The organism is Ruminococcus sp. J1101004sp1_RTP21198st1_B9_RTP21198_201120 (genome assembly GCF_040924245.1).
Lineage (GTDB): Bacteria > Bacillota > Clostridia > Lachnospirales > Lachnospiraceae > Blautia_A > Blautia_A faecis.
Map to the genome: position 1 here is coordinate 42,990 of NZ_JBCOMI010000007.1, position 17,075 is coordinate 60,064.

General features: G+C 42.9%; 13 protein-coding genes. 3 read left to right on the forward strand and 10 right to left on the reverse strand.

Annotated elements, in window-relative coordinates; translation table 11 throughout:
• Positions 1-9: 9 nt before the first annotated feature.
• Positions 10-1,566 (reverse strand): NAD(P)H-hydrate dehydratase, encoded by a 1,557-nt coding sequence (locus AB5618_RS06170; RefSeq protein WP_173773235.1) that lies wholly within the window; start codon positions 1,564-1,566, stop codon positions 10-12.
• Between the two features lie 79 nt (positions 1,567-1,645).
• On the reverse strand, positions 1,646-2,299 hold the full coding sequence (locus AB5618_RS06175) for a redox-sensing transcriptional repressor Rex (protein WP_173715574.1): 654 nt from the start codon (positions 2,297-2,299) through the stop codon (positions 1,646-1,648).
• A gap of 278 nt (positions 2,300-2,577) precedes the next feature.
• Between AB5618_RS06175 and AB5618_RS06180 the strand changes: the two genes are divergently transcribed.
• Positions 2,578-4,491, forward strand: a complete 1,914-nt coding sequence (locus AB5618_RS06180) for an ABC-F family ATP-binding cassette domain-containing protein (RefSeq protein WP_118578407.1) — start codon at positions 2,578-2,580, stop codon at positions 4,489-4,491.
• Positions 4,492-4,644: 153 nt separating this feature from the next.
• On the opposite strand, the gene AB5618_RS06185 is transcribed toward AB5618_RS06180, so the two are convergent.
• From AB5618_RS06185 to AB5618_RS06195, 3 genes are all read right to left on the reverse strand, one after another.
• On the reverse strand, positions 4,645-5,850 hold the full coding sequence (locus tag AB5618_RS06185) for an NADP-dependent isocitrate dehydrogenase (RefSeq protein WP_195982829.1): 1,206 nt from the start codon (positions 5,848-5,850) through the stop codon (positions 4,645-4,647).
• Positions 5,851-5,904: 54 nt separating this feature from the next.
• Complete coding sequence (locus AB5618_RS06190) at positions 5,905-7,296, reverse strand: 2-isopropylmalate synthase (RefSeq protein WP_118578409.1); 1,392 nt, start codon at positions 7,294-7,296, stop codon at positions 5,905-5,907.
• Positions 7,297-7,472: 176 nt separating this feature from the next.
• Positions 7,473-8,309 (reverse strand): S8 family peptidase, encoded by an 837-nt coding sequence (locus tag AB5618_RS06195; protein ID WP_148462581.1) that lies wholly within the window; start codon positions 8,307-8,309, stop codon positions 7,473-7,475.
• 241 nt (positions 8,310-8,550) lie between these two features.
• On the opposite strand from AB5618_RS06195, the gene AB5618_RS06200 reads away from it, so the two are divergent.
• Positions 8,551-9,837: a chloride channel protein gene (locus AB5618_RS06200; RefSeq protein ID WP_368366583.1), complete on the forward strand. Its 1,287-nt coding sequence runs from the start codon at positions 8,551-8,553 to the stop codon at positions 9,835-9,837.
• A 184-nt stretch (positions 9,838-10,021) separates the two neighbouring features.
• On the forward strand, positions 10,022-11,398 hold the full coding sequence (locus tag AB5618_RS06205) for an NCS2 family permease (protein ID WP_148462583.1): 1,377 nt from the start codon (positions 10,022-10,024) through the stop codon (positions 11,396-11,398).
• A 230-nt stretch (positions 11,399-11,628) separates the two neighbouring features.
• Here AB5618_RS06205 and eno read toward each other — a convergent pair whose 3' ends face one another.
• The 5 genes from eno to AB5618_RS06230 all read right to left on the reverse strand — a co-directional run bounded on the left by eno (position 11,629) and on the right by AB5618_RS06230 (position 17,072).
• The gene (gene eno / locus AB5618_RS06210) at positions 11,629-12,927 is read right to left on the reverse strand and encodes a phosphopyruvate hydratase (RefSeq protein WP_148462584.1); all 1,299 of its coding nucleotides are present in this window, start codon (positions 12,925-12,927) and stop codon (positions 11,629-11,631) included.
• 309 nt (positions 12,928-13,236) lie between these two features.
• Positions 13,237-14,088, reverse strand: coding sequence for a serine hydrolase (locus AB5618_RS06215; RefSeq protein WP_148462585.1), 852 nt, complete (start codon positions 14,086-14,088; stop codon positions 13,237-13,239).
• 114 nt (positions 14,089-14,202) lie between these two features.
• Positions 14,203-15,627 carry an APC family permease gene (locus AB5618_RS06220; RefSeq protein ID WP_202031464.1) on the reverse strand — a complete coding sequence of 475 codons (1,425 nt, stop codon included), beginning with the start codon at positions 15,625-15,627 and terminating at the stop codon, positions 14,203-14,205.
• A 194-nt stretch (positions 15,628-15,821) separates the two neighbouring features.
• Entirely contained in the window at positions 15,822-15,971 is a 150-nt protein-coding gene (locus tag AB5618_RS06225) for a hypothetical protein (protein ID WP_173718673.1), read from the reverse strand.
• A 141-nt stretch (positions 15,972-16,112) separates the two neighbouring features.
• Positions 16,113-17,072 carry a transglutaminase-like domain-containing protein gene (locus AB5618_RS06230; protein WP_148462586.1) on the reverse strand — a complete coding sequence of 320 codons (960 nt, stop codon included), beginning with the start codon at positions 17,070-17,072 and terminating at the stop codon, positions 16,113-16,115.
• Positions 17,073-17,075 lie beyond the last annotated feature (3 nt).

Genomic DNA, 17,075 nt, shown 5'->3' on the forward strand with positions numbered 1-17,075 from the left:
TCACAATTCTCATACTTTACTTTGAACTTCTGCCAGTTTCAAAACTTCCGGCAGGGCTTCGATCATATCCTTCGCCGTCATGCCGTGAGATCCTTTTTTCTCTCTGGCAATATCACCGCAAAGACCGTGAATATACACTGCCAGGGCAGCTTTATAGGAAAGTTCCTGTTCTTCCTCACAGCTTAAATACATGCAGAGAACAGCTGCGATAATACCGGAAAGTACATCTCCGCTTCCTGCTGTGGCCATTCCCGAATTACCAGAAAGATTCAGATACAGCTTTTCATTCCGGTCAGTCACTACTGTACATGCGTCTTTCAGTACCAGAACACCGCCACTTTTCTCTGCATACTGATAAGCACGGGCTACAGGGTCTTCCTTTAGTTCTGATACATCCAAGCCGCAAAGACGGCTCATCTCGCCCATGTGGGGTGTGAGAATGGTCTGTTCCCCTATTAATTTCATCCACTGTGGATGCATTGCCAGAATATTCAGACCATCTGCATCCAGTATAACAGGCTTTCCTGCTTTTGCTCCGTTTTCCAGGAACCAAAGCATTCTTTCCTTTCCTGAGCCTTCTGTTCCAAGTCCTGGACCGATCACCAGCACATCACACCAGTTTAAATTTTTCCTATTGGCTTCCTCATCAAATTCGCTGGTCAGCATTGCCTCAGGCAAAAGGCTCTGTAAAGGAATCCGGTTCTCTTCCACAGTCTGGATCTTCACCATCCCGGCACCTCCATGAAGTGCTGCACTGGCACTCAGGCAGGCTGCTCCGCACATTCCCTTCGAACCCGCTACAAGAAGGACCTTGCCAAATGTTCCTTTATTTCCCCATGGTTTTCTTGCCGGAAGAGTTTTCACGTCAGATTTTTCTATATACCAGGCAGCCTTGCTTGCAAGCTCACTGCCATCACGGTCCCGGTCATAAATCCCAATATCCGCCACCACAGTTCTGCCAGCATAAGCTCTTCCAGGATACAGACAAAGTCCACGTTTTTTATATGCAAATGTTACGGTAAGATCTGCCTCAAAAGCAGTTCCAAGAACAGCTCCCGTATCTCCATGAATGCCAGACGGAATATCCACCGCTGCTTTATACGCAGGAGCTTCATTCATATGGTCAATTATCTCTTTGTAATTCCCGGTAATCTCCCTGGAGAGTCCAACGCCGAAAATTCCGTCTACTATAACAGTATATTCATCCCATACAGGGTTATTCATTACCGGTACCTGGTAGCTCATGGCAATGTCCCACTGGTGTCGGGTTTCTTCTGTCATTTTATCCGGATTTCCTGCAAGATAAATCTCAGAACGGATCCCTGCCAGATGCAGAAGTCTTGCAATGGCAATGCCGTCACCTCCGTTATTGCCAGATCCGCAGACGGTCAGAATCCGTTCTTTTTTCAAATTTCCAGAACCGTTTTTCTTTTCCAGATATTTCCGGATCTCTTCTGCTGTGGCAAGTGCTGCCCTCTCCATGAGAACCAGAGAGGGAACATGCATATTATGAATGGTGCCATGGTCAAGCAGCTTCATCTGACTACAGGTTACAACTTTTTTCATAAGACCACTCCTAATGCAAAACTGCCGCCCGGTCTCCTGTAAATCCTTCAGCGAGACAAGCAGCAGTCCTCTTTGACTTTTATTCTTTGTTTTCTTTATGTTCGTTACGATACTGGCTTAAATTGTAAGACAGAGCCATCAGGCTCTCGGACAGATGAACATTCTCCACGATCACATCCTCCGGGGCGTCAAGATCTGTATGGGCAAAATTCCAGATTGCCTTGATTCCATTGTCAATAAGAACCTTCGCCATCTCCTTGGCCTTATTCTTCGGCAGGGTTAAAATAGCAATCTCCACCTGATTCTCCCTGATAAATTCCGGGAGACTGTTGATCATCCGAATCTCAATCCCGCGAACAGAAATCCCCTCCAGAACCGGGTTTATATCAAAAATTCCAACCAGACGGAAGCCACGTTTTTCGAAGTCTCCATAATTGGCAAGTGCCTGTCCCAGATTACCTGCGCCCAGGATGATCATGGGATGAATGGTGTCCAAACCCAGTATTTTACCAATTTCTGTATAAAGATATTCTACATTATATCCATATCCCTGCTGTCCAAAACCGCCAAAATTATTTAAGTCCTGTCGGATCTGTGAAGCAGTCACATGCATTTTTTTACTCAGGTCGTTGGAAGATATACGTTCCACCTTCTCTTCCATCAGCTCCCCCAGATAGCGATAATATCTTGGCAATCTCTTAATTACCGCCTTTGAGATCTCTTTTGCATCCAAAATGTTCCCCTCCTTGTTTCCGCTGCCTGTATTTTTCCGCTAAAAACGCATCGCGGAACATTACCTGTAAACGGCAGCCCGCGTAACACTATGTCAATTATACCGAAATGTTATTTTCTTGTCAATTAAAGTTGTGCAGAATTACAAATTTTTGCAAATTTTTTTGTGATTTGACAATTATTCTTTCAAAAAATAAATTTTTCAAGTATAATATACTATTGAACATTCTAATAATGCTGTTTCTGTGTATACAGAACCGCCTTTTTAAGGAGGAACTTATGATTTTATCATGTCAGAGCATCTGCAAATCTTTTGGGGAAAAGGTGATCCTGCAGGATGCTTCTTTTCACATAGAAGAACGGGAAAAGGCCGCTCTCATCGGCAATAACGGTGCGGGGAAAACAACTCTTCTTCGTATTATCATGGAGGAGATTTCCGCGGATTCCGGTCAGGTGGTCATTGCCAAGGATAAGAAGATCGGTTATCTGGCCCAGTACCAGGATATCCACGGTCATCACACTATTTACGAAGAACTGATGACCACCAAGCAGTACATTTTGGATATGGAGGACAAGATCCGTTCTCTGGAGCAGGAAATGAAATACGTAGCAGGAGACAAACTTGAGAGCCTGATGAACAGCTACACCCGCCTGACTCACCAGTTTGAGCTGGAAAACGGCTACGCTTATAAAAGTGAAATCGTAGGTGTTTTAAAAGGTCTTGGATTTGAAGAAGAAGACTACGGCAAACAGATTGAGAACCTTTCCGGCGGTCAGAAAACCCGGGTTGCACTTGGCAAGCTTCTGATTTCCAAACCGGATATTCTCCTTCTGGACGAGCCTACCAACCATCTGGATATGGAGAGCATTGCATGGCTTGAGACCTATCTTCTCAACTACCCGGGTGCTGTATTTATCGTTTCCCATGACCGTTATTTTCTGGACAAGGTAGTTACCAAGATCGTGGAGATCGAGGCTGCCCAGATGAGAATGTACGAAGGCAACTATTCCGCTTATGCCCTGAAAAAAGCGCAGCTGCGTGACGCCCAGTACAAGGCTTACCTGAACCAGCAAAGAGAGATCAAACATCAGGAGGCTGTTATCACCAAGCTCCGCTCCTTTAACCGTGAGAAATCCATTAAGCGTGCTGAGAGCCGTGTAAAAATGCTGGACAAGATCCAGCGCATTGAGAAACCAATTGAAATTGATAACCAGATGCGTATTTCCTTGGAACCACGTTTTATCAGTGGAAATGATGTACTTACTGTAGAAGGACTTTCCAAGGCTTTCCCAGGACAGACTTTGTTTACAGATATTAATTTTGAAATCAAACGTGGGGAGCGTGTTGCCCTGATTGGCAACAATGGTACTGGTAAGACCACAATTTTGAAGATTCTCAATGGAATTGTGGATGCTGATGCAGGACGCTTTGCCTTGGGTTCCAAGGTTCAGATCGGATACTATGATCAGGAACACCATGTTCTGCATATGGAGAAAACTATTTTCCAGGAGATATCAGACACATATCCGACTCTCACTGAGACTGAAATCCGCAATATGCTGGCTGCTTTTCTTTTTACAGGAGATGATGTGTTTAAGCTGATCTCCTCTCTCTCTGGTGGTGAACGTGGCCGTGTTTCCCTGGCGAAGCTGATGCTCTCAGAAGCCAACTTCCTGATACTGGATGAGCCTACCAACCATCTGGATATTGCATCCAAGGAGATTCTGGAGGAAGCACTGAACAGCTACACAGGAACTGTCCTCTACGTTTCCCATGACCGTTATTTTATTAACCAGACTGCTACCCGCATTATGGATCTGACCAACCAGGCCATTGTCAATTATATCGGTGATTATGATTACTACCTGGAAAAGAAGGAGGAGATGACCCGGATTTATGCTCCTGTTCAGGAGACCGCCGCTCAGGAAGTTAAGGAAAACGTCTCTGAAACCAAACTCACCTGGCAGCAGCAGAAAGAGGAACAGGCTCTGAAGAGAAAACGGGAAAATGAGCTGAAGAAAGTGGAAGCACGGATTGAAGAACTGGAAACAAGGGATAAAGAAATTGATGAAACCATGGTTCTGCCAGATATCTGTACGAATGTGGCAGAATGCACGAAGCTCAGCCGGGAAAAAGCTGCTATAGCAGAAGAACTGGAAGGACTTTATGAGAAATGGGAGGAGCTGGCATAAATTACCAGTAACCTGTTCTTTTGAGCCTTACATTTCATATTTATTTCAAAAACAGGAACGAATTTCGAATATAAATATCCGAAACCGTTCCTGTTTTTTTATAACAATATTAACATTTTTACTTTAAACAACTTATTAAAGCTGTCTGTTTTATTACATGGCCTCAAGTTTCTCTCTGATTGCAAGAATAAACTCGCGGCTGTTAAGGACTTTTACATCTTTTAAAGAAGTAATCAGTGCCAGGTCTTTGGTCATCTGTCCGCCTTCGATAGTGGAAAGGGTTGCTTTCTCCAGTTTATCTGCGAACTCTATAAGCTCCTGATTCTGATCCAACTCACCTCTTTTTCTCAGAGCACCGGTCCAGGCGAAGATTGTTGCTACAGAGTTGGTAGAGGTCTCCTCTCCTTTCAGATGACGATAGTAATGTCTCTGTACAGTTCCGTGAGCTGCCTCATACTCATAATATCCATCCGGAGAAACCAGTACAGAAGTCATCATTGCCAGAGAACCAAATGCAGAGGAAATCATGTCACTCATAACATCTCCGTCATAGTTCTTACAGCCCCAGATAAATCCGCCTTCTGCTTTCATTACGCGGGCTACTACATCATCAATCAGACTATAGAAGAACGTAATGTCTGCTGCCTCAAATTTATCCTTAAACTCAGCTTCATAAATATTATGGAATATTTCTTTAAATTTGCCATCGTATGTTTTGGAAATGGTATCCTTGCCGCCAAACCACAGATCCTGTTTCGTATCTAAGGCATAATTAAAGCAGCATCTTGCAAAGCTGGTAATGGATTTGTCCAGGTTATGAACACCCTGGATCACGCCTGGAGTATCAAAGTGATGGATCAGCTCCGTTCTCTCCTCGCCGTCTTCTCCTTTGAATACCAGCATAGCATCTCCTGGTTTGTCAATGTACATCTCGGCATTCTTATATACATCGCCGTAAGCATGACGGGCAATGGTGATAGGTTTCTTCCAGTTCTTCACACATGGCTCGATTCCCTTTACCACAATGGGAGCACGAAAAACAGTTCCATCCAGGATTGCACGAATAGTTCCGTTAGGGCTTTTGTACATTTTCTTCAGATTGTACTCAGACATTCTGGCTTTATTCGGGGTAATGGTGGCACATTTAACAGCAACTCCGTATTTCTTGGTGGCTTCCGCTGCATCTATAGTTACCTGGTCATCAGTCTCATTTCTGTATTCCAGTCCAAGATCATAGTATTCTGTCTTCAGATCAATAAAAGGAAGAAGAAGCTCATCCTTGATCAACTGCCACAGAATTCTGGTCATCTCGTCCCCATCCATCTCAACAAGAGGGGTCTGCATTTGAATTTTACCCATTATTACCTCCTAGTATATGTTTTGTGGTAACTGTGAACTATGTCCGCAGCAACCCTATTTTAACGTAATTCCAAGTCTCTGGCAAGTCTCTGCTACAATTGCTTCAAGTTCTGTATCACAAAGCACAGTAACACGGCCATCCTCATACTGCTGGTCAACCCAGGACTTGATCATCTTTACAAGCTCGCTGTTCTTATCAACCTTCTGGTCGCCCTTCAGGCGATAATGGCTGTCGATCCAGTGTGCGATTCCGGCAGCTCCGGAAGTATTGGAAACGGCAACCTCAACCGGGCGGTTCAGGAATTTCTCGGTATCAAATACATTATAGATTTCCTCATTTTTCAGAAGTCCGTCGGCGTGGATACCAGCTCTTGTTACATTGAAGTTCTTTCCAACGAAGGGAGTTCTTTCCGGTATGTGGTAGCCAATCTCTTTCTCATAGTACTCAGCAAGCTCTGTGATAACAGTTGTATCCATACCTCCAAGGTTTCCGCGAAGCTGTGCATATTCAAATACCATTGCCTCAAGAGGTGTATTTCCGGTACGCTCTCCGATACCAAATAAAGAAGTATTAACACCACACGCACCATACAGCCATGCTGTTGTAGAGTTGCTGACTGCCTTATAGAAGTCATTATGTCCATGCCACTCGATCAGTTCAGAAGGAACGCCTGCATGAACCATAATACCATAAATAATACCAGGTACAGAACGAGGGATCACGGCACCAGGATAGTTAACACCGTAGCCCATGGTATCACAGCAGCGAACCTTAACCGGAATGCCGTACTGCTGGCGAAGCTTCATCAGCTCAAGGCAGAATGGGATAACATAGCCATAAATATCAGCTCGTGTAATGTCTTCAAGATGGCAACGGACAGAAACACCGATTTCCAGACATTCTTTTACAATGCTTAAATAATGCTCCATCGCCTGTTTACGTGTCATTTTCATCTTATAAAAAATATGATAATCGGAACAGCTTACCAGGATACCGGTCTCTCTCATACCCATATCACGGACAAGCTGGAAGTCCTTCTTATTTGCACGGATCCAGCTGGTAACCTCAGGGAACTCATAGCCTCTCTCCATACATTTCTCAACAGCATCACGGTCTTTCTTACTGTAAAGGAAAAATTCAGAAGCACGGATCCTTCCTTCCGGTCCGCCCAGCTTATGAAGGTAATCATAAATCCTTACGATCTGCTCAGTGCTGTATGGTGCTCTGGACTGCTGGCCATCACGAAATGTCGTGTCGGTGATCCAGATATCATCTGGCATATGATGTGGAACAACTCGGTCGTTGAATGCAATTTTCGGTACTTCAGAATATGGAAAAAGATTTCGGAATACATTGGGAGTTGCAACATCCACAAGCGGATACATATGCTCCTCTAACTGAAGCAGGTTTGTGTGGCGATTCATAGAAACACGTCTGTTTTCCATAGATATTTCCTCCTCATCTCTTGGAACTCTTGCTGTCCATTTTACTCACTTAAAGCGACTTCGTCAAGTGCTTTTATACTGTAAAGTGATAATTCTTTATCAAAGTTTGTGTATTCTTTTTCGTACATTTCTTCAAATCACTTAAGCAGAAATCCTTTTCACACAATTGGCTGCTTTTACATTTTCAGAAACTTTCTGCGGTTAAATTTCCCCCACCCTTGCAGGTTTTGAGGCAGTCCCATATCCTCTGCGCTATTCATCAGCATAGTTTTGATATCCGTATTGGTAAGTGCAGGATTTTTTTCCAAAGCACAGGCAATGGCACCTGTCACCAGAGGCGTAGACATAGAGGTGCCGCTTTTCACACCATAGGAATAAGGTTTTCCAGGCACGCAGGACATAATTTTATTTCCAGGTGCCACAATATCCGGCTTGCACACGCATTCCGCCGTTGGTCCTCTCCCTGAAATAGCACTGCGCCCTTCCAACAAATCGCTGGAGCCCACTGTGATCACTTTTTTGCTGCTTCCTGGAGCTGTGATACTGCCCGGCCTTGGTCCCTGGTTTCCGGCAGCTGTGACCACTACCACTCCTTCATCCCACAGCTGCTCCACACTTTCCAGAAGCCTGGCATGGTTTCTTTTTGAGTTACAGGTAGTTCCCACAGAAATATTTACCACCCGGATCCTGTACTGCTGCCTGTATTCCCGAATCCACCGAAGAGCCCGAAGCACGTCATCCTGACTTCCATTTCCATAACGGTCAAGCACTTTCAGCGCAATGATTCCGCAGCCAGGTGCTGCGCCTCTGTATTTTCCCATGGAAGCAGTGCCATCTCCTGCCACCAGCCCGGCTACATGGGTGCCATGTCCATTATCGTCATAAGGTCTCCTTTTAAAATCCAGGAAATCATAAAAAGTCCAGATCCTGCCAGTAAAATCTATATGCTCATAAATCCCGGTATCCAGAATACACACACCGATTCCTTTTCCGGTATAAAAAGATTTTTCCATTATTTTCCCCGATAAAAAGAAACTTATAATAAATTATGTTTCCATTTTTCAATCTGCTTTAAAATTATAGACAATTTTTGAAATTCTCAAAAATTTTTGTCGCTTTTTCTGAGCGTATATAGTATAATAAAAATACGCATAAATTCGTATTTATAAAAGGAATTTTCCAGTAATATCAAACAATTATTTCAGGTGACAAAATGGAGTAAGTCACAACTATACATGAGAGGACGAAAATAATATGGAAAAAGACAACAGGCAGACTCCGGAGGACAAATTTCGCTATTATTCCGGAGCTATCAGACGTGACATGGGGAACCTGCTTAAGTGGCTGCTTCTGGCAGTGGTGGTAGGATGTATAGCGGGAGCTTTTAGTACTTTGTTTTCTTTTGTGCTGAAGGCAGTGACCGGTTACCGCAAGGCACATCTGTGGACCTTTTTTCTCCTGCCCCTGTTCGGACTTTGCATCGTATTTCTTTATGAGAAATTCGGAAAAGACGATGGCGGCACGAATCAAGTCCTTTCTACAGTCCGTTCCCAGGATGATGTGCCCTGGAGATCCGGTCCGCTGATTTTTATTTCGACTGCATTGACACATCTTGCCGGTGGTTCAGCAGGACGTGAGGGTGCAGCTATTCAGCTGGGTGGCAGCATTGCCAATCTTCTTGGCAGATGGATCCATCTTGATGAGGAAGACCGTCATGTGATCGTTATGTGTGGTATGAGTGCTGCTTTCTCTGCACTATTTGGCACACCAATGGCTGCAGCTGTTTTTTCCTTGGAAGTAGTCAGTGTAGGGGTTATGTATTATACAGCTCTTATGCCCTGTATGATCGCATCTTTGATCGCATCCCATTTTGCGGCTGGTATGGGCGTTACGCCGGAAGCTTTTCACGTAGTAAATATTCCTGCACTTTCCCTGGAAACAGGGCTGAAAATGGGCGTTGTAGCCCTTGGATGTGCAGTGATCAGTATTGTCTTCTGTATTATTTTAAATGAGACAGCCAGATTCTACGGCCGGTTTTTTTCTAATAAATATGCACGGGTAGTGGTCGGTGCCGTTCTGGTTATTTTTATTACACTGATTCTTGGAACTACGGATTACATGGGAGCCGGTGCTGAGCTTATTGAGAAAGCAGTGGAGACCGGAGACACCGATTATATGGCTTTCTTCTGGAAAATGCTCCTTACCGCACTGACTATGAAGGCTGGTTTTCGCGGAGGCGAAATCGTTCCGTCTTTCTGCGTAGGCGCCACTTTCGGATGCATGGCAGGACAGCTGATAGGGCTTTCTCCCTCCCTTTGCGCAGCCTGCGGAATGGCTGCTGTTTTCTGTGGTGTGACGAACTGCCCGATTACTTCTATTCTGATTGCCTTTGAAATGTTTGGCTTTAAGGGAGTGTCCTTCTATCTGATTGCCGTTTCTATCAGCTATGCGGCTTCCGGATATTATGGACTGTATAAAGATCAGACAATTGTATATTCTAAATACAAAGCCAAATATATAAACAAACACACAAAGATGTGACAAGCCCTGAAATGATAATATTCATTTTGCAGAGATTTTTTCGAAGCTCTATCCTCTGTCAAATGTTCACTACCTGAAATTTGCAGGAATCCGCGTTGCGGGCGTGGCAAAGCAACATCCAAAACATTCCTGTAAAATATAAAAAACGGCACACAAGCTGCCGTAAAAAGAAGGGGGTACATTTATGAACCTTGAAAAACTTTTTCACCTGAAGGAAAACCACACTGACGTGAAGACCGAAATCATGGCCGGTATTACCACATTCATGACCATGGCTTACATCCTCGCTGTCAATCCCAACATCCTTTCCGCAGCCGGAATGGACCGCGGTGCAGTCTTTACTGCTACTGCACTTTCATCCTTCATTGCAACCTGCCTGATGGCACTGTTATCCAATTACCCGTTTGTCCTGGCACCCGGTATGGGACTGAATGCATACTTTGCATATACCGTAGTTCTTGGCATGGGTTATTCCTGGCAGCAGGCTCTGGTTGCTGTATTTGTGGAAGGTATCATCTTTATCCTGCTTTCCCTTACCAATGTTCGTGAAGCGATCTTTAACTCCATTCCTATGACACTGAAACACGCAGTTTCTGTTGGAATCGGTCTTTTCATCGCATTTATTGGTCTGCAGAATGCAAAGATCGTTGTAAACAATGATTCCACACTGGTAAGCATGTTCTCCTTTAAGGGCTCCATGTCAGATGGTTCTTTCAATTATCTTGGAATCACTGTTCTTCTTGCCCTGATCGGCGTACTGGTTACCGGCATTCTTCTTGTAAAGAATGTAAAAGGTGGTATCCTGTGGGGCATCCTTATTACATGGGCGCTTGGAATCCTTTGTCAGTTTGTGGGGCTTTATGTTCCAAATCCGGATGCAGGTTTCTACAGTCTTCTCCCGGATTTTTCCAATGGAATTTCCGTACCGAGTATGGCTCCTACCTTTATGAAAATGGATTTCGCAGGAGTTTTCTCACTTGACTTTATCGTTATCATGTTTGCATTCTTATTTGTAGATATGTTTGATACTCTGGGAACTCTGATCGGTGTTGCTTCCAAGGCAGACATGTTGGACAAAGACGGTAAGCTTCCAAAAATCAAAGGTGCTCTTCTTTCCGATGCTGTTGGCACTACTGTAGGTGCTATGTGCGGTACTTCTACTGTTACCACATTTGTTGAGAGCGCTTCCGGTGTTGCAGAGGGCGGACGTACAGGTCTTACTTCACTTGTTTCCGCTGTTTTGTTCGCACTTTCCCTGTTCCTTTCCCCGATCTTCCTGGCGATCCCTTCCTTCGCCACAGCTCCGGCTCTGATCGTGGTTGGATTCCTTATGCTGACCTCTGTTACCAAGATCGACTTTGACGACCTTACAGAAGCGATTCCGGCATTTATCGCAATCATTGCAATGCCGTTCCTGTACAGCATTTCCGAAGGTATTGCACTTGGTGTTATCTCTTATGTTATTATCAACGTCTGTACTGGAAAAGCTAAAGACAAAAAGATCAGCCCGCTTATGTATGCACTGGCTGTTATCTTTGTTCTGAAATATGTATTCCTGTAAAAACAGAATGAAATAATTGTACGATTTGCAGTAACATTATTCACGGAACATCACCTGTAAATCGCAATAAATAATCCTAAAAATTCCCCTGCCATGGAACCACGCTTTCCTGGCAGGGGAATCTTTCTATAACACTACTTAAGGGGGGGGATAAGGTAGATTACATCTGTGAAATCATCTCGTAAATCTGTCACTGTTCACTTTGCAGTTAGTAACCGCTTCGCGGAACATTAGCGTTTTACATTGAATGCGCTCATTCCAGGATATAGTGCTGCATCTCCAAGCTCTTCCTCGATGCGGAGCAGCTGATTGTATTTTGCAACACGCTCTGTTCTGGACGGAGCACCGGTCTTGATCTGGCAGGTATTTAATGCTACTGCAAGGTCAGCAATCGTAGTATCCTCTGTCTCGCCTGAACGATGGGAAGAAATTGCTGTATAACCAGCCTTATGAGCCATCTTGATTGCCTCAAGAGTCTCTGATACAGATCCGATCTGGTTCAGCTTGATTAGGATGGAATTGCCGCATCCAAGAGAAATACCTTTGGAAAGTCTCTCTGTATTTGTTACAAACAGGTCATCACCTACCAACTGCACTTTATCTCCCAGTTCTTTGGTAAGCTTCTTCCATCCTTCCCAGTCTTCCTCATCAAGCGCATCCTCGATGGAGATGATCGGATACTTGTCAACCAGCTTTTTCCAGTGGTCGATCAGCTCGTCAGATGTGTAAACAGTGCCGGCCTTTGGAAGCTTGTACTCGCCAAGTTTACCAGTCTTCCACTCAGAAGAAGCTGCGTCCATAGCGATCATAAAATCTTTTCCTGGCTCATAGCCTGCATTCTTAACAGCCTCAAGAATTGTCTCAATTGCTTCTTCGTCAGATTTCAGAGCTGGTGCAAAACCACCCTCATCACCAACAGAGGTTGCAAGTCCTCTTGATTTCAGAATAGCTGCAAGAGCATGGAAAACTTCTGCACACCATCTTAAGCACTCTTTGAAGCTTGGTGCTCCAACTGGCATGATCATGAACTCCTGCACGTCAAGTCCTGAGGAAAGTGCATGGCAGCCGCCGTTTACAATGTTCATCATCGGTACTGGCATACGGTTTCCGGAAATACCACCGAGGAAACGATAAAGCGGGATATCAAGGGCTGTTGCAGCTGCACGGCAGCATGCGATGGAAACAGCCAGGATTGCATTTGCACCAAAGTTTGATTTGTCCTTGGTTCCGTCAGCTTTGATCATCGCCTTGTCAATTGCATAAATATCGGATGCATCCATTCCTGAGATTGTGTCATTGATGGATGTATTAATGTTCTCTACAGCCTTTGTAACACCTTTTCCAAGGTATCTGTTCTTATCATTATCTCTAAGCTCCAGAGCCTCAAATTCGCCTGTAGAAGCGCCGCTGGGAGCAGCTCCTCTGCCGATGGTTCCATCTACCAGATAAACCTCTGCTTCTACTGTAGGATTTCCTCTGGAATCCATAATTTCTCTTCCAGTGACTTTCTCAATTTCTAAGTAATCCATGGTATGTATACTCCTTTCATTTTTCAAAGGAACTCCTTCGCGAACTGCTTCCCGGAAAAGTCCAGCCGCAATCCGCATCATATTATGTCAGCGGTCTTTCTGCCATAATAAGGAGTCCAAATGATTTACACCGTTAGGTTAGCCATTCCTAACTCTGTAATTAGTATAAACTAACTATAACGAGATTGCAAGAGAAATAGGTGATAATATTTTTCATGATGTGTACGTGGTTTGTTTTCCGGTCACACTTCCACGATGTATTCTGATAACCGAGAAATAACAGGCTCCAGAGCCTGTTTCAAACGCGCTCTAGTTCAGGTAATTATACACTATACTGAAAATTTCCTTGATTCCATTTATGCCCGTATATTCATTTGCCATGGAATATATCACGATCACATAATCCGTCTTCTTGCCATATACGATTGCAGCATCATGCTGGTAATTGTCTGTCTCCCCTGTTTTATTTCTTGATTTCACACCAGAAGGCAATCCTGCAGGAATCTTGTAGCGGCGCTCCTGATTCAAAAGCAGATTTAACATCTGCCTGGAGCAGGATCGGGAGACAGCTTTATTTTTATATATTTTTTTCAGCAGTTTTCCCACGTCTTTCGCAGAACTTCGATTACTTCCAAGGCCATCGTTCTGATAATAACTGTTGCTTGGATGAAGAGAATGATGCACTCCAGTGCCCGTATACCCCTGCTTTTTCAAATACCTGTTAATATAATTGCACCCTGATGAAAAACTGACATTTCCAAGTGTCCTTACAAGCTCATTATAGCACTCATTGTCACTGACCGTGATCATACTGTTCAGAAGACTTTTCACTGTTCCATTCAGGTTGATCCGCTTCTTATTGCCGCTGGCATAAACTGCTTCCATAACAAAAAGCTTGATCACACTGGCTGGATACATACTGGTTTCATTAATAGACAAAATATCCCCTGTTTTCAGATTTTCCACATACACAGACCAGTTGCCGCTGTACCCATTTACGGTGGACTGGAGTTTCTTCTTCAGTTTTCCCAGACGTACCTCTTCTTTGGCACATTTCCTGCCCTCTTCATTTACATACACATTCTCTGAAACCATCTGACTTGTAGCGATTGTTCCGTTGGCTGTAAGATAATAACCCTTATACCAACGGTTTGTGTACAATTTTCCATTTTTATTTAATGCCAGCTTTTTCCCTTTAATGGTAATCCAGCCTGCATTCTCTTTCCCATTTTTCTTCCCCTGTATAAATAAAACGAGATAGAACTTAACTTATTCTCACTCTATAAGATTCGCAAATTTATCGCCATATTTCTTTTTACTAATATACGCCATTATAATTCCTAAAAGAATCCATCCACCGACAATAATCCATTCCTGCCAGACCAATGTACAATTCGTCTCCGGAATAATATACATGGCGGACATGGTTCCTGACATAATAACTGCAACTATTCCTACAAATTTGTAGTGTTTTACCTTATATGGTCTCCTCATATCAGCTTCTTTCCTTCTTAAAACTATAAAGGACAGTGATACAATGCAATAAGCAAAACAGCAGGCAAAATTTCCTGCATCAACAATCCACACAAGCATTGACCGGCCAAAAAACGGGGAAATAACTGATAATGCCCCAATTAACAGCAATGAATTCACAGGTGTATTGTATTTCTTATGTAGTACAGCAAATTTCCTGGGAAGCATATAGGAAACAGACATAGAATACAAAGCTCTGCTCCCGCCAATCAGGAACGAATTCCAACTGGTAACAATACCGCAAAGACCACCAATTATCAGGACTTTAGCCATATTAGCATTATTAAATGCAACACCCATTGCATCGGCAGTTACAAGGCCGGTGGCGGAAGACGTCGATGTCTTAATCTGTCCTGCATCCATAACATATCCAACAGCCAGAACAACCAGAACATAAAAAGAAACTGCCATAATGATAGAAAAAATCATCATCTTCCCCAATTTTTTCAATGGGACATTAATTTCCTCAGCTGCCTGTGGTATAACATCAAATCCAAAAAGAAAAAAAGGCGTCATTATAGCAACTTTCGCAATATTTTGAATAATCTCGCCACTGGTGTCTCCAATCAACAACTGATTCTGAAGATTGCTTACGTTTCCTGAATATGCAGCTCCTGCAACCAGTGCGATTCCTACTGCCGCAATTACACAAGTTAATATTTTCTGAAATCTTGCAGCTTTCTTCATTCCAATAATATTGAGGAATAGAATTAACAGCGCCATTCCAATTGCAATAAGCAGCCATGTAAAATATATATCAAATCCGCCAACCGAATATAAATATCCTCTGGCTATTTTAGGAAAAACATATTGAAGGATAGTTGGAAATGATACTGCCTCATAGCATACAACGCCAATGTAGCTTAAAATAATAGACCATGTACATATATAGGCTCCAATAGAGCCAAATGCCTTATAGCTAAATACATGTTCACCACCACATTTCGGCATTGCGGTAGTCAGTTCAGCATAACACAAACCTACAAAGTAGATCATAATACCGCCAATAATAAATCCAAGTACCGTTCCAAGAACTCCACCACTGGTAATCCACTGACCAGAGGACACAACCCATCCCCATCCAATCATAGCACCAAATGCTACGACCAAAACATCACCCGTGTTGAGCACTTTGCTAAATTCTGACTCTCTATTACTCACTAACATCCTCTCTTTCCTTAATCCTGCGAGAATTTTATACCGTCATTCTTTAATATGGATGACCTCCAATTCTCCCAACAAGTACTTTTTTACCATCTCCAACCTGATTGTCCATCCATGATTTGTTCTGAACAAACTCATGGATTGTAGTTAATCTTTCCACACCGTCAATAACACTCTTATGCCCATTTTCATCTTCATCAAAACAAAACGAAGAAAATTGCATACGCAATAAAATAATTTGTATCTATATCATCTATGTCCTGCTCTTCAATTCCAATATAATCCTTTTCAAAATTTTTCTTAGCTTCCAGATACTCAGTAATTTTATTCACTCTTAGCTGTTTCATTTATACGTCACCTCAAAAAAAATCCCATGGAAACACTATCTTCATTTAAGATAATGATACCATGGAATTGTAAAAAAATCTATAAAATTTGGCACCTGTTAAAAGATCAATCTCATAATCATGTTACAGTTACAGAGATTTTTATGAAGCATACCTTATATAGCGGCTGATTGTATGATTGATATCATAACTTCCATTACCATACACACCACGATACCAGCCCGCAAACTGAGCTTCCGGATCATAATATGCTCCATCAATCATTACCCATCCATGTCTGGTAAGACCATCCGCAGCACCATCTCTTGTACCAGAAACGCGACCAAGAACTACATACGGATTATATCCCAATTCTCGTGCCATCGCTGCAAATGTGCAGGCAAACCCATAACAATCTCCACCGCCTGTAGTAAGCATGTTATATGCAACCTCACGCTGCCATCCTTTTTTATTCAGATCCGGCCAGTATGTTGAATAATAGAAATTTCCACTGCTGGTAAGATATCGCCAACAGGAATAAAGCTTTTCAGATTTACTCATTTCTGTAGTCGTAATTCTGGAAATTATAGTCATAAGTTTCATCTTTAGTTTGGCATTTAAATCATTTTTGGCATATCCCTTGCTGTTAAAGGTAACGTTTGCAACCGTTTTGTTTTTTGTCAGACGTCCTTTAATGTCGCCTCTGTAGAGTTTGTTTCCGATTTTGAAAAATCCTTTTATTGCCTGTCCTTTTTTGTTTACATAATATAATTGCTTTCCTACTTGTACAATTTTCGACTTTGATGGCTTGAGCAATCTTCCCTGGAGATCAAAAACATATGTGTATTTTCCAATTTTTGTTCCACCAACTGCTGCTGTTCCATCAGCTTTAAAATAGTAACGTCTTTTCTGAATGGTTTTCCATTTACTTTTCAGTTTATTGCCTTTCTTATCATAGAAAAAGTATTTTGTACCTTCTTTTATAAGACCGCTTTTCTTCACTGTCACTGGCTGAATCTGAATTGTATCAGAAGCACCTCCATTTTCTGCCTGAACAGGTACTGTGCAAACAGTCATTACAGATATCGCGGCAATGGCAAGAATTTTTCTTATCCTTTGCATACT